The following is a 20,094-nucleotide window of genomic DNA, read 5'->3' on the forward strand; positions in this document are numbered from 1 at the left end:
GACCTCTTCTGCCTATTTTTTGACATCCTGCTAAAAGAAGCGTGAATCAGCCTTTAACGCCACCCATCGAAATTCCTTCGATAACTTGCTTTTGACCGATAATGAAAATAATAAGCAAAGGAACGATAGCAGAGACGGAAGCAGCCATAATGAGAGAGTAGAAATCACCGTTCAAATCTGCAAAGGAGCGAATCCCCAGCGGGAGTGTGAATAGTTCCTTGGATCTTAAGAAGATCAGCGGATTCTGGTAATCGTTCCACGTCCAGATAAAACGTAGAATCGCATAAGTCGCAATCGCCGGACGAACAAGCGGTGTACAGATAGAGAAGAAGATTCTAATATGTCCAGCTCCATCTATTCTAGCTGATTCAATAAACTCTTCATGAATCCCCATATAGAATTGGCGCAGCATGAACGTTCCTAATACACTGAAGGACCCTAATAAAATTAGGCCAAAATGACTATCGTACAGGCCGACCCAGCGAAACAACAGGAATTGTGGAACAAGAATCGCTTGGCTCGGAATCATATAGATGGCAAGTACAACAATAAAGAGCACGTGACGGCCGCGGAATTTGATTTTCGAAAACGCATAAGCCGCCATCGAGGATAGAAGTACGGATAAAGCCGTGGTTCCAACCGTAACCTTAATGGAATTCCAATAAAATAAAGCAAATTTCGTCTCTGTCCATACTTTGGTATAATTCTCAATTACATTCCAATGCTTAGGTATCCACTGAATCGGATAGATAAACACATCGGCTTCCGGTTTCATAGAGGCTGAAATCATCCACAGGAAGGGTGACATGAACAATATGCCAAGTAGGCACATTAGTATAGTTAGAAGCGTTTTTTTGGCAGCTTGATACTTGCTCATCCGTTATTCCTCCTTACTTTTTAATAATTAACCCATTTCCGTTGTCCGATCCATTGCAGCAAGGTAATTAACAGAACTAGAATCAACAGAACAACTGCCATCGCAGAAGCATAACCCGATTGAAGATTAACAAAAGCAGTCTCATATAATCGATAAACGACGACCGTCGTTGAATTCGCTGGCCCGCCCCCTGTTAGTACCGAAATCACGTCGAATACTTTGAAAGTTCCAATGATGCCGGTAATAAGCAAGAAGAACGTTGTTGGCGAAAGCAATGGCACGGTGATACTGTAAAATTGTTTCCATTTTGAAGCGCCGTCAATATCAGCGGCCTCGTAGAGATCGTTCGGAATGGACTGAAGTCCAGCCATGAAAATAATCATGTTATAGCCAATTTGCACCCATACCATAAGTCCCATGACACAGTACAAGGCAAAGTCCGGATCAGCCAGCCACTTCGGCGGGTTGTCCATCCCCCAGGACATCAGGATTTGGTTAATCGGCCCATAGGTTGGATGAAATAATACTTGAAATACAATCGCTACAGCAACAATGCTTGAGATATACGGTATGAAAAAAACAACCTTCAATAAATCTTTAAGATGAATCTTCTTGTCAATAATGACTGCCAAAGCGACTGAAATCGCCAGCGTCACGGGTACAACAATCATTAAAATCAGATTATTTTTTAGGGATAAGAGAAATACTGAATCATGGATAAGCTTGATAAAATTATCTAAACCGAGAAATTTCGTTTTCGAAAATCCGGCAACAAAATTCCAATCCGTAAAACTGAGAAAAAAGGAAGCTATGATTGGAAACAGTGTGAATATAACCAAGCCCAGTACCATCGGACTGACGAAAGCATAACCCATCAAGTCCTCGCGTATTTGTCGCATCGAACTTTTCCGCTTCACTTTGACCGATGAAAGGGTGCCCGATTGTGTATGTGTTTTTGTAGCCATGAAATTCACCCCATGTCGTGTTTTCTCTAGTCTACCTTGGTCCGCGGGTGATCGTAAGTCACATTATTGACTCGTTTGAGTAATATTTTAACCTTCGGAAAGCAAAATATCCGACAAGGTCCCTTGGACCAGCCGGATATTAGAGTTATTTATTCGCTTCGTGTACTTTCAGCAGCTTGCCTTTAATCGTCGTATTTCGCATGATTTTGAGCACCAATGGCCCTTTGCCATTCAAAATATCCACATACGAAACGTTGTCTTGAATCGTAATGATCCCGATATCCTCTGCCGATACGCCTTCGATTTTGGCAAGTGTGCCTACAAAGTCCACCGCTCTAATTTTCTTCTTTTTGCCTCCGTTAAAATAAAGCTTCATAATCCCTTTATTCAGCTGGTCGCTTCGATCCCGCTTGATCACTGGCGTAGCCTGCATCTTCTGATCAAAAGCGGCTTGTCCCTCTGCCACTGCTTCCGCTGTAGGGGTATCTTTGCGCGGGATTTCGAATCCTAGGTAGCCTTCGATTTCAGCTAGAAATTTATCTTCATTTGGCGTGACCAATGTGATGGCTTTGCCCGTTTTGCCAGCTCGTCCGGTTCTTCCGATGCGATGGACGTAGCTCTCTTTTTCCAGTGGAATATCGTAGTTGATGACATGTGTGATGTCCTCCACATCAATGCCGCGCGCAGCGACATCCGTGGCGACCAAGAAACGGAACTCTCCTCGTTTGAACGCATTCATCACAAGGAAACGGTCATCCTGCATCATGCCGCCATGGATTTTATCACACGGATAATCCATCTGATCCAGCTGGCGGAATAAGTAGTCCACATGCTCCTGTGTCCGGCAGAAAATGATGCAATTGTCCGGATTCTCCACCACTAAGACATTCTTCAGCACATTGAATTTGTCGTTCTCGCGTACAGTCAGCAGCGTATGCTCAATCTGAACCTTGGCTGCTTCCGGCGTTTGAATCTCAATATCGATCGGATTCTTCATATATTGGTGGCATAATTTCTCGACATCCGCAGGCAGCGTTGCCGAAAACAGCATCGTCATGCGATCTATCGGCAGCTCATCAATAATCGCCCCTACCTGCTCAATGAAGCCCATCCGCAGCATTTCATCCGCCTCATCAATGACCAGATATTTCAGCCGCTCCAGATCAAGCGTTCCTTTCTGAATATGATCAAGCACACGCCCCGGTGTGCCCACGACCACGTGGCACTTCTGATGCAGCTCCAGCTTCTGCTTGGCAAAAGGCTGCTTCCCGTACAAAGCTACCGCCTTAATCCGCTTAAACCGTCCGATATTCGTAACGTCCTGCTTTACCTGGTCGGCCAGTTCTCTCGTCGGTGTCAGAATCAGCGCCTGCGGCCTGTTCTCCTCCCACTCCACCAGCTCACAAATCGGAATACCGAACGCCGCCGTCTTCCCGCTCCCCGTTCTCGACTTCACCGTAAGATCCTTCTCCTGAAGCGCAATCGGGATCACTTCGTTCTGCACATCCGTAGGCTTCTCATAGCCTAAGCTATGGAGCGCCCTGACAATATCCTCACTTAATTCATAATCCGTAAACTGCCTTGTACTCACTTAAAAACTCCCCTTCTGCTTGCCGTTCCTTCTATTCTACTACATGTTGGCTTGGAGGCAAAAAAAAGATCCCCTCCGAGGAGAAGATTGGCATATGCTGCAACCAAATCACTTAATACCCAAGCTAATAATCGAAATATCTTGGTCCTTAGGAAATTGATCGCATTGATTCAAACTATATATAATGTTGAAATTTTCTATTTTTCTCTTCATGTTTTTGCAGGTGACACTATCTGATGCTTGTGTAGAGTAGGAGTCCCTAGAATAATCTAAAGTGAATGTAATTTCTTTTTTCGAAAGGTGCAGATCTGAGAGTACGTAACCGCCTTCAATGGTAGATTGCATGAAGAACAACCGATCACTATGCTGTTCATTGAATCTGTGTAAGAATTTTTCCATTCGGATAGCTCTGATCACATTATAGTCGGATATTACAACTTGATTAGATAGGGATGAGTAGCTCGTCCAAGCGATAGTAAGAAGAATAAGCAGCATGGCTATGGTTATAACATTTTGTTTACTTTTAAGTATGTTTCTCATGGGTTCCCCTATTCTTTAACCCAATTACCGCTTTCGTCCTTTTATAAAAAACTATTTCGATGTCATTTTCTAAATCAATAGCGTCCAGAAAATCATTTTTTAATCGAAAAGTCTTAATTTTACCATGCAATAATTGGACTACGATCTTATTTTCGCTCCTTGTTGTAATCCGTCCATGTATGATCAAATAATCCTGCTTTACTAAATCCAGCGAGATGGCAACCACCATAAAAACAAAGATCGGAATCGGGATAAGTAAGATGACTATCAACCACATAGGTCTTAATTCATACATATTGATAATTACTTGTAGAATGGAAATAACGGTCATTATAGTAGAAAGGACCAGGAATATGGTCAGAGATTTATTTGTACGGCTTTTTTTAGCGCTACACATCATTTTCACCCATAAGCTTATGCAAATACCTTTCACTGATTCCATCTATTGCTGCCTTCGTCTCTTCCAAACGGCCTCTATTGTTATTGCGATCTGCGGGCTCTACCCAAGCAAAACCATCAGCTTCATATCTAGGAAATACGTGCATATGATAATGACCTAGATCATTAAATTTCCCGCCATTTTGGAGAATTGTGATGCCATCAGGCTGATACAGTTCCTTCAGTATCTTCGATAATGCGGCAGACATCCTCATGATGGTCATTGCTGTCCGTTCATCTAATTCATCCAAATCCAAGTGATGCTCCTTGGGCAGCAGGAGAAGATGACCTTCGTTCAACGGGGCAATATCCAGAAAACAAGCGATTACTTCATCTTCATAAACCATATGGGCAGCTTCTAGTCCATTGGCTAACCTGCATCCTAAGCAATTCTTATTCAACCTATATCCCCTCCCTATTTACATGATACCTTCCGCTACTCGCCTTACAGCTGCCTTGCACTCCCAAATCTATGTATCCCAAAATCCTTTACCGTTGAACGCAAAATGGCATCGCGAAGTGGAAACAAATTAGGCGTAAAACGCAGCTCAATGTTCATTTCGATCAGTTTCTCGATTAGATTGGTTAAAGGTTCTCTGTGCGTTGGCCTTACTGTCTTTTGAGAAATATAATAGCCGGCTGTCTCGTCAAATACTTCAAAACTCTCGCTTGGCAGCGTGTATCGGTAAATCACTGCATCGCGGATCGCTTGATACCAGTGAGTTTCAACGGTCATAATGATGTCTGATGAGCTTAATCCGAAGAATTTAGCCTCATCCTCAACGCTGACCCCTTCAGCTTTTTTATAAACAATTCTCGGACAGTCTCGGGGTACAAAAAAAGTAAACTCGTGCTCCCGGTCAATCGCCCAAACAACCGGAGGCATGTCGGTTCGGTTTGCTTTTACTCTAGGTTCGAAAATGTCAATATCCGACTCTTCACTAAAATGGTAGAGATGCATCGAATTCCCCCTTTTACACTTATTCCATTATATTCCTTTCAAACTATTTAAGAAATAAGTAGCATGCAAAAAGAAGAATCGTCAAATTAAAGTGCCATTATCACAACCATTAACTAATTACTTACTAGCATCGGATGTTTTGGATGTTGCTCCCCCAATTGAATCTTGTTGAATGGTGGCCGGCTCAATATAAACTTTCCATGCAGGACTTTTTGAATGTGGTGATAGATAGATTGCACCAACAAGAAAAAGCAAAATGATAACCAAGGGAACACTAACTAATGATATTTTTACATGTTTCCCCAAATAAAACACTTCCCTTTTTTTACATTGTATATGTGTAGATTGTCTCTTGATGAGCCTTCCTACTTTCTCTGAGCTCTAGCTCCAGTTGCTTGCTCTAAACCTGCAATTATGCATCTTTTTTGCTCTTGGAATAACCTCAACTGTTAAATTCCTGCGTTTGTGCAGGTTTTTGAGGCTTTTTCTAGATATCCGGCTGAAAAAGATAAAAATGCCTGCACTATTGCAGGTATTTCCACTTTTTAACTGAATTCCTGCGGAAATTCCTGTATTTTCGCAGGCTTTTACCCCTGGATGAACTGATCTGATCTGGATGCCCCTTCATTCCACATGGAATAATAAAGTATCAACCCTATCATCTATCTACGCTTACCTACTAAATTTGGCTTATGGGACAGCCTCTTAGGACTGATCTAATAACTGGTCTATTTTAATATTTTAGTTTTCTATATATTTGAATTTGTTAAGGCATCTTAGGCCAGTCTTCTTGACTTGTGCTCCAATAATCAACAATAAGCCATTTTCCTTCTATTAATTCTAATGTGACTGTATCAACATAATGACTAGATTTCCCTTTTGCCACAACCTCTACCAAAGCTTCTTTTTGTTTGCCTTTTACACGAACTTCAAATATTGACTTCTGTTTAGGATGATCGATATCCCTAATCTTCACAATACGATAACTCTGTATGTCCCCGTACCAAAAACGATATTGCATTACCATTTGTGCATTACGATCTGGAAAGAATTCACCAGTATCGTTAGCACTTGCAACATATAAATCATAGAATTTTATCATAGTGTCTCTTGCGGTGGCATGTTTTGGTGCGTTTGGACTTTGATTGTATAGATACAGAGCAAATGCAGCAGCACATATAATAAGCAGTATAGTGAGAGTTCTTTTCATACTAACCCCCTATTCATTTTGAGGCGAGTCACTGAAATTGAAAATGAATTCCACTTTAGCTTCCCCCCTGAATGGTGTGAGCGAATTGAATTGATTCAACCCTGCTTGATCCGCGGCACGAACCTAAATTAACTCAATCCGATCTGCTTAGGCAGATGCTTGGCTATGTTTTTTCCGACCTGCGTACTTAACAATGAACAAAGGCCGAACACAAACTATGATGAATCTTTACACACGGCTGACAAGACCATCCTAGTCGGTTTTTCAAAAAAGGTACAAATCCGTCCTCAACGAATTGTCCCCCCTCCACCTTTATTTCCGTTGCTGCTAGTTCTGAACTGGTGGTGATCACAAGCATTAAAATGTTGTCATGAACGCCGATAATATTTTTCGTTAAATTCATATTTTACCATTTTCTAGTAGTAGATTAATTTTTAAAAGTGTATCATCGATTGTTAATATATGTAAATATAATATAATAAACATGAATTATACACTCCATGGAAACAATTGGTAATTCTAGGGTTTCGGTTCTTGTAACTTAAGGTATCCTTCGCAAATTTTGTAGTGATTTTCGAAATTCAAGTGTGTTTGATTTTCTTTGTTTTTTGCTTTTTACCAATATTTATCTCGAACTGCCTATGTCATGAATCTTTACTATGTCCAGGTATAATTATCCATAGTGTGATTAACGTGATCGGCTAGCTTAGGCATCCTGCTCCGTTTATAATAGTAAAAGGATGTTCTCCCGAGTGAAATTCGGTTTAAATAAAGTGATTAGGAGATAAAACACAAATGACATCTACCCATTTACCAATCACCATGAAAGCAGCAGTTATGCATGAACCTGGGAAAATTGTTATTGAAGATCATCCTATTCCGATCATTGGACCGGACGAAGTTGTGATCAAGGTAATGGCAGTAGGGGTGTATACCTAATGCTTAAACCAGATCTATTTACACAAATCAATGCAATGATTGTTCATGTGACCGATATTGAATATATCCGTTGCTCTGCCGATTGGAGCTTGCCTCCGCAAATAGCCTCATCCAACAAAATACTGTTTATTTGCAAGGGGACTGGTATATTCCAGATGATTGAGCAATCCTGCCGGATCGGCGCTGGTAACCTGCTATTTATTCCCAGGGGGCAGAAGGTAGAAGCTTTCACAGAGCACTCTGAACCGCTGGTTATGTATGAGATCAGCTTTACATATGAGGCTTTGATCAAAAAAAATGCGAGAAGCTCCGTATATCGCGAGGAAGGAAGCACGTTTCCACTGGAAGGCGAGGTCCATCTGAGCAATCATCTGCAGGCGCTTCATCTATGTGAACAACTCCACATCAGTATGCAAGAGCTTGAAGGTGGCCGCCGGCAGTATCGGCAAACCGGCTTGCTGAATGAGTTATTGTATCTGGCCTGCTCGGACATACAGGATGGGATGAACCAGCAGCGGGCAGGCGTAGAGCGTACGGTAGATTATTTGCATCAAAATTATATGAAAACAGTACCGCTGGAGATGTTGTCGAGCCTCGCAGGTTTTAGCCCCAGCTATTATTCACGCCTGTTCAAAAAGCTGAAAGGTGTCAGTCCGATCACTTATATTACGAGGCTGCGTATGAATCGGGCGAAGGAGCTGCTCGTTCACGGACAAGAGTCGCTTTTCGAGATTGCCCAGCATTTGGGGTACAATGAGGAGTCCTATTTTAGTCGGATGTTTAAGCGGGAAACAGGCTATTCGCCTGCGCAATATGTGAAAGTAAACCGTAAACACGTGGTTACGATGAGACATTCCTTTAATGGCGATTTTTTGGCTTTAGGCGTTCAGCCGCACGCATCTGTGGGTATAAGGTCAGGAGAAGGGGATAACGCTTATTTTAACGCACAATTGAAGGGAACCGTCCCCATTAGGATGGATGGTGAGGTCTGTATGGATGATTTGCTTCGATTGCAGCCGACTATCATTGTATGTGATCCCGAGTGGATTAAATGGAATCAAGAGTTATCGCATATAGCACCGACCGTCATTATTCCATACTGGGAAATGGCCTGGCGTGACCGACTGCACCGAATCGCCGAGCTTGTTGGCAGAAGGAAGGAAGCTAAAGAATGGCTGCATAAATATGAACAAAAGGTCGAACAAGCGAGTGTGGTTATTAAACAGCAGATCGGTGAGGGAACGGTCATTATTTTGCGAATTGTTGGGGGCAAGCTGCGAGTATATGGTATGGAAAGAAATATTGGCTGTGTGCTTTATCAGGATTTGAAATTAAACCCGCCGCCAAAGGTCAAATCCGTTAAGTGGAGAAGGACGATTACACTGAATGAACTGCCGACTTATGATGCTGATTATATGCTTCTGATGGCATCAGCGGATAAAGTGGATCAAAAAATGCTGCGCAGATTGCTGCAAAGCTCGGAATGGAAATCGTTATCAGCCGTTCGTCGTCACCAGTGGTTCACCATAGACCTTTACCCGTGGATAGACTATTCGGCACTTAGCCATGATAGGGTCATTGATGAGGCTATGAACTTGTTCGCATCTGTCCGCTAGTCAAAATTGTCCAACTTATCGAACAAAAAACTTCATGGATTTATCAACACACCCCCTATATACTGTTGAAGTGAATAAAACTTACTTTTCCATTGAGAATGATATTCATTGTCTTTGATGGTATGTAGTAGAAATAACGGATATATAGGGGAGGAATTATCAAGTGTTTATTTTCAAAAAGTCAGTTTTAATTATGGGTTCAGCTCTGCTGGTCAGTATGTCTTTGTTGGCAGGCTGCGGTTCAGGTTCGGGCGAAAGCCCAGGAGCATCGGTAACTAACACTGCCACTAGCACAAGCCCTGCTAAAGGTACAGAAGGAACTGCAGCACCAGCTTCTGGCTTAACAGAAAAAACAATCAAGCACGTATGGGGAGAAACGAAATTTAAAGAAGTCCCCAAAAAAATTGTTGCACTTGATTTTGCTTACATAGATATGCTCACGGCTTTGGAAGTTAGTCCGGTTGCCTCTGTAGGCATTGGAGATTCTAGCTTTCCTGAATATTTGAAAAATGCGTTCAAGCCGCAGAATGTTACCAATGTCGGGCAAGCGAAACAGCCCAATCTGGAGGTGATTAAATCGATGAAACCCGATTTGATTATCGCCAGCCCGAATCGTCATGAGATGATTAAGGCACAGCTAGCAGAAATTGCGCCGACGATCGCATTGGATGATGGCAGCTATCAGGCTATTCTGAATAATTTCACACAGCTGGCAGATGTTCTTGGCAAAAAAGATCAAGCGGATAAAGTAAAACAAAGTATTGCGAGTAAATTGAAATCCGGTCAAGAGAAGCTGAAGGACAAGCCGAGCGTGCTGGTCGTTGGGGCCTTTGAGGATGATTCCACAGTATGGCTGAAAACCTCATTCATAGGTTCGTTGTTAAATGAGCTGGGTGTGAATTATTTATACGAGGGTAAAAAGGACTTATCCGCGGCTGAAAGCAAAACAGATATCGCTAAGCTTAGCCTGGAACGTCTGGTCGAATATAATCCTGACTACGTGTTCCTGTATGGAGAGCCGCAAAAATGGGCCAATAACCCGTTATATAAAAGCTTGAAGTCCGTTAAAGAGAAAAAAGCGGTAGAGGTGAGCCGAGATCTTTGGTCCAAGGGACGTGGTCCACTCGCTGCTGAATTTATTCTTGATCAGGCCGTACAAACGATGACTGGCGGTAAATAAGCTCGTGGAAGGTTGTGTGAACAGTGAATCGGCTGCTTTCAGGCAGACAGGGGCAGACTTGGTCTGCTCCCTTTTTATTCATAGGATTACTTGTATTGATCGTTATTACGGGAGCCGTAGGGTTATTCGCGGGAGTGAAGGGGCTCGGCTGGAGACAGCTTCCTGAAATCATGAGCTTGGATACGTCTAATCTACTTGTTTATAAGGTATGGTTTGTTCGGCTGCCGCGTGTCGTTCTGGCGATTATTGTTGGCGCGGGGTTAGCTATAGCCGGTTGCCTACTGCAAGGGGTCACAAGAAATCCTTTGTCAGACCCAGAGCTAATGGGCATTAATCAGGGAGCGTCCTTCTTGGTCGTATTATCTTTAGCCTTATTTGGACTGGAAGACGTTACGGTTACGATTCTGATTGCTGCTTTTATTGGAGCGGCTGCGGGAGGAAGCATTGTATACACGTTGTCTGGGATGGCTGGTTACACTTCCATTCGGCTTGTGTTAGCAGGTGTTTCGGTATCGTTATTTATGGCTGCCATGACAACGGGGCTTATTATTTTGCAGGATGATAAATTGTCGGAAATTCTTTATTGGATGGCGGGCAAATTGTCCGGAACGACCTGGACGGATGTGCAGTTGAGTGCGATCAGCATTGTCCCTGGGGCGCTTGCAAGCTTGTTTCTCGCTAATCAATTTAATATTTTCTCATTAGGGGAGGATGCGGCTAGAGGACTCGGGCAAAATGTGACTCGTGTTCGGAGAGCTGCCTTTGTTCTCGTTATTTTATTAGTCGGTGGAGCTGTAGCGCTATGCGGTCCTATAGGATTCGTGGGTTTAATGGTTCCTCATATCGTTAGGTCATGGGTAGGCACGAATTATCGAATTCTGATTCCCATGTCGGCTGTTGCTGGGGCTAGCTTGCTGCTGCTGGCTGATGTTGGCGGCCAATGGGTGCTGTATCCGACCGATACACCAGTCGGGATTATTACCGCACTGCTTGGAACCCCGTTTTTTCTGTATTTAATGCGCCGAAAAATGGAGGGGAGCTAAGTGCATCATCCAAAACGGAGGTTTGTTCTTATTCTGACTGCGGGTAGTGCACTGATGCTCATTATGGCGGTACTCAGCTTACGCCTAGGCGCGGTGGAGACTCCCTTCCGACAACTGATAGAAGAGATTGTACAGCGGGATGGAGTCGTCTACGCTTACCGGCTGCCGCGGTTGATGATTGCGGTACTTATTGGTATCAATATGTCTCTCTCTGGCTCCATCCTGCAGGGGGTAGCGCGGAATCCGCTTGCTGCTCCCGATTTAATGGGAATTACAGCAGGCGGTGGTCTGGTGACGGTCATTATGATTCTTGCTGTACCGCAATACTCAGCTGTTTTATTACCGTTTTTTGCTTTTGCGGGGGCGATTGGCGCCAGTTTGCTCATTTATTTGCTCGCTTATAACAAAGGAATCAAGCCGCAGCGTCTTATTTTATGCGGGGTTGCTGTATCCAGCGGCATACATGCGGTTGTTACCCTGCTGGTCGTCAAATTCGCGCCTTCTGCGGCCCAAGCACTCGTATGGCTGAAGGGCAGTCTTTACGCTCGTTCCTGGGAGCATGTGAATGTGATTTGGCCATGGACGCTTGTATGCGGGCTGCTAGCCCTTCTGTTTTCCCATCAGTTGAATACATTGCTACTGAATGAGGATACGATTCGCAGTTTAGGTATGCGGACGGATCGTGTACGTCTGTTCTTGATTGCTCTAGCCGTAGGGCTGGCGGGAAGTGTAGTGGCAGTTGCGGGTGCTATCGGCTTCGTTGGCTTAGTTATTCCTCACCTAGCTCGGCTGCTGGTAGGGCCCAATTATCGTTTGCTGCTTCCAACCTCGGCACTGCTGGGAGCCATTCTAGTAACAGCAGCCGATACGGCAGGACGGATGCTCATGCCGCCCATTGAAATCCCCGTTGGGATTATGACTTCGTTCATCGGAGCGCCCTATTTCCTGTATTTACTGCTGCGCACGAAGAAAAGCTAGCGCGTTGGCAAGCCGATTTGTGAACATGTCCAACACCTGTTTTCAGTAAGCTGCCTATCTATTTCGAGAAAATAAAAAACCAAAGAACGGCTCTTTCGCTTTTGATGCGAACAGAGCCGTTCTTCTATTATTATTCCCGATCACTCCTTAACAGCACCAATCGAAATTCCTTGCACAAAATACCTTTGCAGGAAAGCATAGACCACCAAGATCGGCAGTGCGCCGATGAAAATCTGGGATGCCCGAATCGTCCGTTGAGATTGATTGGCTACCGAGGACAGATCAATCTTCGACATATCCGCTTGAACAATAATGGTTTGCATGAAGCTGGCAAGCGGCAGATGCTCTGAATCTTTCATATAGATCAGGCCGTCAAAATAAGCGTTCCAATGTCCAACCATCGTAAACAACGTAATCGTCGCGATCGCCGGCATGGATATCGGCAAGTAAATCATGACGAAGGTGCGAAAATGGCCAGCTCCATCAATAAAAGCAGCTTCCTCCAGGTCTTTAGGAACGTTGCGGAAGAAGTTAAGCAGCAGAATAAGGTTATAGACTGCAACCATGCCTGGCAGAATAAGGGCCAGCATCGTGTTCATCAAGCCTAGTTTATATATAAGGATATAATTTGGAATTAAGCCCCCGTTGAACAGCATGGTTATGACAAAATACCAGAGATATCCGGTGCGGGCGCGGAAGATGCGTGCATCTTTGGAGAGCGCGTATGCGGCAATTGAATTAACGAACATCGCAAGCGCTGTTCCTAGGATCGTCCGTTTAACGGATACCCCAAGCGATGTAAGAAAGTGGGCATTGTTAAACGTTTTTTCGTAGGCTTCAAGCGTAAAACCAATCGGCCAGAACGTAACCAACCCAGCGTTGGCAGGGGCGTTTGAGCTCAAAGACACCATTAGCAAGTGAAACAATGGAAGCAGGCACAGAGCAGAGATGATGATTAACAGCGTATTATTGAACACGGAAAATATTCGATACGATAGCGTTTTGTGATACATGTGTTGTCCTCCTTAAAGTTTTCGCAGAAAACGGGCATCGTAAGCGTTACTAAGTTTTCACTAGAAAACTGGCTTCATAAGCTTTCACTTAGAAGATTCGATACCCGGCGTATCGATAAGCAAGACGGTAGGATATCAGGATTAAGACTAGGCTGATCACGGATTTGAAAAGGCCAACCGCTGTGGCGAAGCTGAATTGTCCGCTAAGCAGACCTTCTCGGTACACAAACGTGTCGATAATATCTCCCTGCTGATAGATCAGAGGACTATAGAGATTGAATACTTGGTCGAAGTTCGCATTCAGTACGTTGCCCAGAGCCAAAGTTGCAACTACGATGGCAATCGGGATCAGTGAAGGAATGGTAATATGCATCGCTTGCTTGATACGACTCGCTCCATCAACTTCCGCCGCTTCATATAGCGCTGGATTAATGCCCGTAAGCGCGGCTAAGAAGAAAATCGTATTGAACCCAAATTCCTTCCAGACGTCACTGAAAATGATGGTAAATCGGAACCAACTGCCGTCTCCAAGAAAGAAAATCGGCTTGATGCCGAATACACCGGTAAGGAACTGGTTAACAAGCCCCGTCTGGGCGAGCAAGTCAATCAGAATTCCTGCAAGCGTAACCCAAGAAAGAAAGTGGGGAAAGTAGACAAGTGTTTGAATGGACCTTTTGAGCCCCATGTTCCTGACTTCATTCAAGAACAAAGCGAAAATAAAGGGAATGATTAAGTTTAATACGATTTTGGCACAAGCAAAGAACAGGGTGTTCCACGTAATTTTTAAGAAATAATCATTCTCCAGCATATAGCGAAAATGCTTTAAGCCGACAAACGGAGAGCCGGTTATGCCAAGTGCTGCTTTATAATCTTGAAATGCCATAATGATCCCTGACATGGGAAGATACGAAAAAATGAACACCAAGATGACAGCCGGCAGCACCATGAAATGAAGCATCCATGGCTGCTTGTAGCTGCTTTTCTTTTTCACGCTTTTGGTAGTCTTATGAGTCACTTGCTGTACAGTATTCGCATCCATAGCTCTCTTACCCCGTTCCATATATACTCATTTGTGTATTTTGAAAATCCCTGATATATATAGTATCAACAAACTCAACCCTGCAACTATAAGACATTATTAGGATTGATAGGGTTTTGTTAGGGACATTTTCCGGGGGGGATCGGTTATGGAGCTACTACGAGGCACGGCATTCGTCAAAAGAAGAATCGGTTCCAGATTTAGTTTATTTGCCAAAATGAACGGTTTGATTTTAATTTTATTTATCCCGATTATTCTTGTATTTACATATTCCAATCGAATCGCATTCGATGTGATAAGCAAGGACCTTCAGGTATCGAACATCAAGCAGCTTTCTTTCCTATCCAGCCAAATTGACTCGCGGATCAATCAGATGATGGACTTTGTCATGACCTTCTCCAAAGATCCGAATGTTCAGAAATTCAATGGACTCAACATTTGGGAAGACCGCTATGACCGGATGCAGACTAGATTTGTGGTCCAAGAAAAGATGGTGCTGCAGTCCGGCATTATGAACATTTGGCCAGTGAAGTACACGGTTTTTTCCCAACAGAACAAGGAAGCGATTACGAATGCGACTCCTTCCTTCAATTACGATGAAAATTATTTGCAGCGAAATATGACGGGGAAATGGACTTACGGGGATGGAGAAACGGTTAGCCCAAATGGTATGAAAGCCTTTTATTGGTTCTATACAGATTCCTTCGGTCAACAAAATATATTGAGTGGAAGCAATTTAATCGTTGAAGCCAGCTTCAGCCATGAAAATATTCAGACGATGCTGGACGCCTACAAAGCAGGCGGTCAAGGAGATCCTTTCTTTTACCATAAAGGAGAAAATCCGATCCTGAACCGCAGCGCATCCCAGCAGCTATCGAACGACCTTATCCACTATTTGGACGGGCAGTCTTTGGGCGATACGATGCAGCAGGTTGTGAAGCTGTCCGGCAAAAGTTATTTGGTTAGTGCTGTGAAATCGCCCCAATTGGATTGGCATCTGGTTGATATCGTACCACTCGATCAAATCTTGGGGCCGATATCGTTCAGCCGCAATTTATTTTATTTATCGATGGTCCTGCTTTTTGTGGTTGGCATATCAGCCTCCGTGCTGCTCTATCGGAACGTTCAACGTCCAATACGCAAGCTGATTCGTGGTTTGCAGAGCGTGCAGCGGGGAGATTTCTCAGTAAGAATCGACGCCAACGTACAGAATGAGTTTTCTTTTCTATTTTACCGATTTAATGATATGTCGCAGCAAATTCAAGGCTTAATCGAGAATGTACTCAATGAGAAGCTCCGCGCTCGAGATGCAACACTGAAGCAATTACAGGCTCAAATTAATCCTCATTTTCTTTATAATTGTCTCGGTTATATCGTGAACATGGCCCAAATGAAGAACGAAGAGGCGGTTGTCTCCATGGCGTATAATTTAAGCGCGTACTACCGTTATACGACCCGAATGGAGCGGCAAACGGCTAATTTGGACGAAGAAATTCGACTGATTGTCAATTATCTGGATATTCAAAAGCTGCGCAACGGCCGAATTCACTATGATATCAATATTCCGGATGAGATGCTGAGCCAACAAGTTCCCCGCTTAATGCTGCAGCCGATCGTCGAAAATGCCGTCATTCACGGGGTGGGAAAATCGTATTCCTCGGGCGAAATTCGAATCAGCGGCGAGATAGCCGATGGCAACTGCAGGATTTATATTGATGACGATGGCCCGGGAATGACGGAGGATCAACAGCAGGCGTTAAATCGTAAAATGCGAGAGCCCTTGCAAGAGAAGATGGGCTGCGGTCTTTGGAATACCAATCAACGAATCATTCACCAATTCGGAGATCACTCTTATCTCTTTTTCACCAAATCGCTTCTCGGCGGATTCCGTACAGAAATCATTTGGGAACTTCCCTCCGGAGAAGAACATCGCCATCATCCCTTCATACAAGGAGATTCTTAACATGCAAATGATCATTGTTGACGACGAAGCTCACTGGGTAGACAACCTCTCTATGCATAAGCCTTGGCATACGCTCGGCATCGAACAGGTGCATAAAGCGTATTCTGCCCATGAGGCGCTTCAAATCCTCGAGACACATCCCATTGATATTGTCATATCGGATATTCTCATGCCCGAAATGACCGGCATTGAGCTGATAGAGCGAATTCGCTTGTTTGATAAAAAAATAAAATGCATTATTCTGTCCGGTCATTCCGACTTTGAATTTACGAAAGAAGCTGTCCGTCACCAGGCCGTAGACTACCTGCTTAAACCGCCGACAGACAACGAATTGTTTGACGCAGTCAAGGCAGCCATAGATCAACTGAACAGGGAGTGGGAAAGCATTAGCTCCTATGAACACACCCTGTATACATTGCGGGAAAACTTGCCTCTTCTCCGAGGTCAGCTTCTCCTTGATGCGTTACAAGGTCATCGGATGACAGCCGACGAATGGAGTCGCAAGCTGGAGAACTACGGACTACCGTTCCGCTTTGGGGAATGCGCCCTGCTCCTTGTCCGGATGGAAGAAGAATTCGGACAATACAAAAACAATGGCCAGCATCTGATGGAATATGCGATCATCAACATTGCGGAAGAGATTATTGGCGAATTCGCCGAGGTCTGGGGAGTGAAGGAGGAGCATGGGTATCTTGCTTTTCTGCTTCAGATCAAGGAAGACCAAGCGGATGTTGGGAAAGAAACAAAGCTAGAAAAGCTCGCTATGAAGCTTCAGTATAAAGTGAAACAATTTTTGAAGGGCTCTTTATCCATCGTCATGACGGAATGGTTCCGCTTCCCGGACCAGCTGCCAGACCATTATAGACAGGCTTCCGCTTATTTCCGGCAAATCGTTGGGGATGAACAGGAATTCATCATGCGAGTGGGCGACTTTGAGCATGACGTGTCGAAGGGAACTTTGGACGCTATTCATATGCCTCCCTCCTTAATTAACCTGCTTGAGGGGGGCCGCTGGGATGCCGTGGCAGATAAACTGGTTGCTGTATTCGCGGAACTTGATGATCGATGGTCTGAATCTTGGGAGCACTGTATGGAAGCTGGGCATTTAATCGCCTCTTCCTTCACTCATCTTGCGCATCGAAATGGCTATACCTTGACCAAATTACTTGGACCAGAGATTGAGCCTTTACAAAGCGGGGAGGCTTTCTCCTCCATCAGCAAGCTTAGAAAATGGTCGCTCGGTGTGCTCGATAAGCTTAAGGAGAGTACATCAAATGACATCAAAGATATACGCTCTCTGTATGTTAAGAAGGTACAAGATTACGCAGAGAAAAACCTTCATCTTGACGTGTCGCTGCGCGCTTTGGCCGACCATGTTAATTTGCATCCAACGCATTTATCCAAAATTTATAAGATTGAAACCGGCGAAGGAATTAGTGACTACATGTCTTCTCTTCGCATGGATCGCGCTTGTCACTTGCTGAAGACGACCGACAAAAAGGTGTATCAAATCAGCATGGACGTTGGTTATATGGACCCTGCTTACTTTATCAAGGTGTTTAAACGCCAATTCGGCGTAACTCCGCAAGAATATCGAGATGGGAATTAAATGCATAACAGAGTCCTATGAAAACTAATTAAATCATATAGATACCCACCCTCACAAGTTGGTAAAGTAACACATGTAACGATCTTACACCGTAGGGGGAATCCATAATGGGTACATTCAAAAAATCATGGCTGCTGCTCGTAGCCACTTCACTTATCGTGATCACGGCCTGTACCGGAAAGTCTGCTGACACCGGTCAAACAGACAGTAAGGATGCCAAAGACGCCGCTGTATCCGATGCTGGATTCACCAAAGGCAAATACGATCCACCAATCGAGATCAGCACTGTCGTCATGTTCACCGCACCTAAGAAGTACGCCAAAGGCGATACCAAAGAAAACAATGTCCACGACCGCTGGATGTTGGAGCAGCTCGGTATCAAGCACAAAGATACCTGGTATCCTGCGGGCGGGGATCAATATAAGCAGAAGCTTCAGTTAGCTATTGCTTCCGGCGAGAAGCTGCCTGATTTCGTATACGTACCTACCGACCCAGTACTAACTAACCAACTGATCGACTCTGGTCAGTTTATGGCAATTGACACCGTATTTGATAAATATGCCAACCAAATTTGGAAAGACCATGCGACTCAACATCCAGAACTGTGGTACCCTTTCACCAGAAATGGAAAGAAATATAACCTGCCTATTCTTGAATATACCGACAATGACGATACCTTGCTATGGCTCAGGGAAGATTGGATGGAGAAGCTGAATCTTACAGCTCCCAAGACAATCTCCGAGCTAGAAAATGTGATGGACAAATTTAAGAACCAGAACCCGGACGGGCTTTCTCCGAAGGACGTCTATCCACTCGCAATTTCCTTGAAAAGTAATACGAACACATGGTTAGGCGGGCTTGATTGGCTATTCGGGGCTTATGGAACGATCGAGGAGCAATGGAACAAGGATGCCAAAGGGAATCTGGAATACGGCTCCATTCATCCAGGTTCTAAGCAAGCGCTCGCCAAACTGCAAGAATGGATGAACAAAGGCTATATTCATCCTGACTCTGCTTTGTGGGATGAGAATAAAACGGGTGAATTCTGGACGAAAGGGAATGCAGGCGTTCTGCCAGGGGCAAACTGGATCCCGGACTGGCCAGGTCCGGATTTGTTGAAAAACATAAAAGGATCTAAGTTCAAAGCCTACCCGGTTCCTACAGGTCCCGATGGACTGGCAGGCACGAAGTGGCAAAACGCTGGTGTGAACAGCAGCTTCATGATCAATAAAGATGCTAAGCATCCAGAAGCGATTTTCCTGTATTACAACTACATGCTGGATAACTTGGCCAACCCGCCAGCCGGCAGCAAATTCGAAAACGGCTTTGCCCAAGGCTATGACTGGGACATTGTAGACGGCAAACCAACCAGTGATAAAGACAAAATCAAAGACTTCAGCAATGACTTCACATTCATTACGGGACCGGCGCGTATTCCGGATCTGTATATGAAGACGCTGGTTAAGCTGGCAGACGGCAAGAAGCCTGAGACACCTTACGAGAAACAGCTCGCAGAATTCCGCAAACCAGAAAACTGGTATGCGGCCAAAGTCGTCATGTCGCAAATGGACATTCGCAAGCAAAATTATTTCACCGGCGCAGCGACACCAACCATGATTTCCAAATGGAACCTTCTGCGTCAGTCCGAAATGGAAACCTTCAACAAAATCATCTACGGCAAACTGCCCGTCAATGCATTTGACGAATTCGTCGCCAGTTGGAAAGCCAATGGCGGAGATCAAGTAACGAAAGAAGTCAACGAGTGGTTCAAGTCTGTTTCCGTAAAATAACATGCAGCATTGCACAAGTTGAATGAATACCTTGAGACGGGCGAAAGCCCGTCTTTTGGTTATTCCGGCTTCAGCTCCGATTGGAATGCAGGACTGATGCGAAAAAATCTATCATGATAGTTTCAGACTCTCCCGATTAACTGCTTAACTGTACCTGTCTTCCACCTGTAAGGACGTTTTTCGGCCTTAAAGTTGTGATTTGCCTCCGACCTTCGTCCCATATGTATCTGAGTCAATAGAGTGGACACAAAAAAGAGCTAAGAAATTAGTTTTATTTGCTTGTAAAACTGCGATTCAAATTTGTCTGGAGACAAATAGCCGAGCTTACTGTGCGTACGCTTC

The 20,094-nt window shown here is 44.3% G+C and carries 17 protein-coding genes; 8 read left to right on the forward strand and 9 right to left on the reverse strand.

Going from position 1 to position 20,094, the window contains the following annotated elements; all coding sequences use genetic code 11:
• Window positions 1-46: 46 nt before the first annotated feature.
• The 7 genes from HQN90_RS25160 to HQN90_RS25190 form a co-directional block, all read right to left on the reverse strand.
• Window positions 47-877, reverse strand: a complete 831-nt coding sequence (locus tag HQN90_RS25160; protein ID WP_173223832.1) for a carbohydrate ABC transporter permease — start codon at window positions 875-877, stop codon at window positions 47-49.
• Between the two features lie 20 nt (window positions 878-897).
• Entirely contained in the window at window positions 898-1,842 is a 945-nt protein-coding gene (locus tag HQN90_RS25165) for a carbohydrate ABC transporter permease (protein ID WP_079410358.1), read from the reverse strand.
• A 145-nt stretch (window positions 1,843-1,987) separates the two neighbouring features.
• Window positions 1,988-3,433: a DEAD/DEAH box helicase gene (locus HQN90_RS25170; RefSeq protein ID WP_173223834.1), complete on the reverse strand. Its 1,446-nt coding sequence runs from the start codon at window positions 3,431-3,433 to the stop codon at window positions 1,988-1,990.
• 108 nt (window positions 3,434-3,541) lie between these two features.
• Entirely contained in the window at window positions 3,542-3,973 is a 432-nt protein-coding gene (locus tag HQN90_RS40010) for a DUF4362 domain-containing protein (protein WP_173223836.1), read from the reverse strand.
• A 389-nt stretch (window positions 3,974-4,362) separates the two neighbouring features.
• Window positions 4,363-4,812: an HIT family protein gene (locus HQN90_RS25180; protein WP_275942615.1), complete on the reverse strand. Its 450-nt coding sequence runs from the start codon at window positions 4,810-4,812 to the stop codon at window positions 4,363-4,365.
• A gap of 44 nt (window positions 4,813-4,856) precedes the next feature.
• A complete protein-coding gene (locus tag HQN90_RS25185; RefSeq protein WP_173223838.1) occupies window positions 4,857-5,372 on the reverse strand; it encodes a DUF6886 family protein in 516 nt (171 codons plus the stop codon).
• 766 nt (window positions 5,373-6,138) lie between these two features.
• Window positions 6,139-6,582, reverse strand: a complete 444-nt coding sequence (locus HQN90_RS25190) for a hypothetical protein (protein WP_173223840.1) — start codon at window positions 6,580-6,582, stop codon at window positions 6,139-6,141.
• Between the two features lie 795 nt (window positions 6,583-7,377).
• Between HQN90_RS25190 and HQN90_RS25195 the strand changes: the two genes are divergently transcribed.
• The 5 genes from HQN90_RS25195 to HQN90_RS25215 all read left to right on the forward strand — a co-directional run bounded on the left by HQN90_RS25195 (window position 7,378) and on the right by HQN90_RS25215 (window position 12,338).
• Window positions 7,378-7,521, forward strand: a complete 144-nt coding sequence (locus HQN90_RS25195) for a hypothetical protein (RefSeq protein ID WP_173223842.1) — start codon at window positions 7,378-7,380, stop codon at window positions 7,519-7,521.
• Window positions 7,521-9,137, forward strand: a complete 1,617-nt coding sequence (locus HQN90_RS25200; protein ID WP_173223844.1) for a helix-turn-helix domain-containing protein — start codon at window positions 7,521-7,523, stop codon at window positions 9,135-9,137. The genes HQN90_RS25195 and HQN90_RS25200 overlap by 1 nt, the downstream gene beginning before the upstream one ends.
• 163 nt (window positions 9,138-9,300) lie before the next feature.
• Entirely contained in the window at window positions 9,301-10,317 is a 1,017-nt protein-coding gene (locus HQN90_RS25205) for an ABC transporter substrate-binding protein (RefSeq protein ID WP_173223846.1), read from the forward strand.
• Window positions 10,318-10,340: 23 nt separating this feature from the next.
• Complete coding sequence (locus HQN90_RS25210) at window positions 10,341-11,360, forward strand: iron chelate uptake ABC transporter family permease subunit (protein WP_173223848.1); 1,020 nt, start codon at window positions 10,341-10,343, stop codon at window positions 11,358-11,360.
• On the forward strand, window positions 11,361-12,338 hold the full coding sequence (locus HQN90_RS25215; RefSeq protein ID WP_173223850.1) for an iron chelate uptake ABC transporter family permease subunit: 978 nt from the start codon (window positions 11,361-11,363) through the stop codon (window positions 12,336-12,338).
• Between the two features lie 140 nt (window positions 12,339-12,478).
• Here HQN90_RS25215 and HQN90_RS25220 read toward each other — a convergent pair whose 3' ends face one another.
• Together HQN90_RS25220 and HQN90_RS25225 are read right to left on the reverse strand one after the other, a co-directional pair.
• The gene (locus HQN90_RS25220; protein ID WP_173223852.1) at window positions 12,479-13,351 is read right to left on the reverse strand and encodes a carbohydrate ABC transporter permease; all 873 of its coding nucleotides are present in this window, start codon (window positions 13,349-13,351) and stop codon (window positions 12,479-12,481) included.
• A gap of 88 nt (window positions 13,352-13,439) precedes the next feature.
• Entirely contained in the window at window positions 13,440-14,390 is a 951-nt protein-coding gene (locus HQN90_RS25225; RefSeq protein WP_173223854.1) for an ABC transporter permease, read from the reverse strand.
• 148 nt (window positions 14,391-14,538) lie between these two features.
• On the opposite strand from HQN90_RS25225, the gene HQN90_RS25230 reads away from it, so the two are divergent.
• The 3 genes from HQN90_RS25230 to HQN90_RS25240 all read left to right on the forward strand — a co-directional run bounded on the left by HQN90_RS25230 (window position 14,539) and on the right by HQN90_RS25240 (window position 19,752).
• Complete coding sequence (locus HQN90_RS25230) at window positions 14,539-16,353, forward strand: sensor histidine kinase (RefSeq protein ID WP_246362826.1); 1,815 nt, start codon at window positions 14,539-14,541, stop codon at window positions 16,351-16,353.
• Between the two features lies 1 nt (window position 16,354).
• On the forward strand, window positions 16,355-17,962 hold the full coding sequence (locus HQN90_RS25235) for a response regulator transcription factor (RefSeq protein WP_173223856.1): 1,608 nt from the start codon (window positions 16,355-16,357) through the stop codon (window positions 17,960-17,962).
• A 107-nt stretch (window positions 17,963-18,069) separates the two neighbouring features.
• Window positions 18,070-19,752 carry a type 2 periplasmic-binding domain-containing protein gene (locus HQN90_RS25240; RefSeq protein WP_173223858.1) on the forward strand — a complete coding sequence of 561 codons (1,683 nt, stop codon included), beginning with the start codon at window positions 18,070-18,072 and terminating at the stop codon, window positions 19,750-19,752.
• Window positions 19,753-20,094: the final 342 nt, after the last annotated feature.

This window comes from Paenibacillus alba (assembly GCF_013204855.1).
Classification (GTDB): Bacteria; Bacillota; Bacilli; order Paenibacillales; family NBRC-103111; genus Paenibacillus_E; species Paenibacillus_E alba.

Excerpts from the sequence above, each read along its gene's own strand:
- HQN90_RS25160 (WP_173223832.1), bottom strand. The coding sequence starts at position 877 with ATGAGCAAGTATCAAGCTGCCAAAAAAACGCTTCTAACTATACTAATG.
- HQN90_RS25165 (WP_079410358.1), bottom strand. The coding sequence starts at position 1,842 with ATGGCTACAAAAACACATACACAATCGGGCACCCTTTCATCGGTCAAA.
- HQN90_RS40010 (WP_173223836.1), bottom strand. The coding sequence starts at position 3,973 with ATGAGAAACATACTTAAAAGTAAACAAAATGTTATAACCATAGCCATG.
- HQN90_RS25185 (WP_173223838.1), bottom strand. The coding sequence starts at position 5,372 with ATGCATCTCTACCATTTTAGTGAAGAGTCGGATATTGACATTTTCGAA.
- HQN90_RS25190 (WP_173223840.1), bottom strand. The coding sequence starts at position 6,582 with ATGAAAAGAACTCTCACTATACTGCTTATTATATGTGCTGCTGCATTT.
- HQN90_RS25195 (WP_173223842.1), top strand. The coding sequence starts at position 7,378 with ATGACATCTACCCATTTACCAATCACCATGAAAGCAGCAGTTATGCAT.
- HQN90_RS25200 (WP_173223844.1), top strand. The coding sequence starts at position 7,521 with ATGCTTAAACCAGATCTATTTACACAAATCAATGCAATGATTGTTCAT.
- HQN90_RS25220 (WP_173223852.1), bottom strand. The coding sequence starts at position 13,351 with ATGTATCACAAAACGCTATCGTATCGAATATTTTCCGTGTTCAATAAT.
- HQN90_RS25225 (WP_173223854.1), bottom strand. The coding sequence starts at position 14,390 with ATGGATGCGAATACTGTACAGCAAGTGACTCATAAGACTACCAAAAGC.
- HQN90_RS25230 (WP_246362826.1), top strand. The coding sequence starts at position 14,539 with ATGGAGCTACTACGAGGCACGGCATTCGTCAAAAGAAGAATCGGTTCC.
- HQN90_RS25235 (WP_173223856.1), top strand. The coding sequence starts at position 16,355 with ATGCAAATGATCATTGTTGACGACGAAGCTCACTGGGTAGACAACCTC.
- HQN90_RS25240 (WP_173223858.1), top strand. The coding sequence starts at position 18,070 with ATGGGTACATTCAAAAAATCATGGCTGCTGCTCGTAGCCACTTCACTT.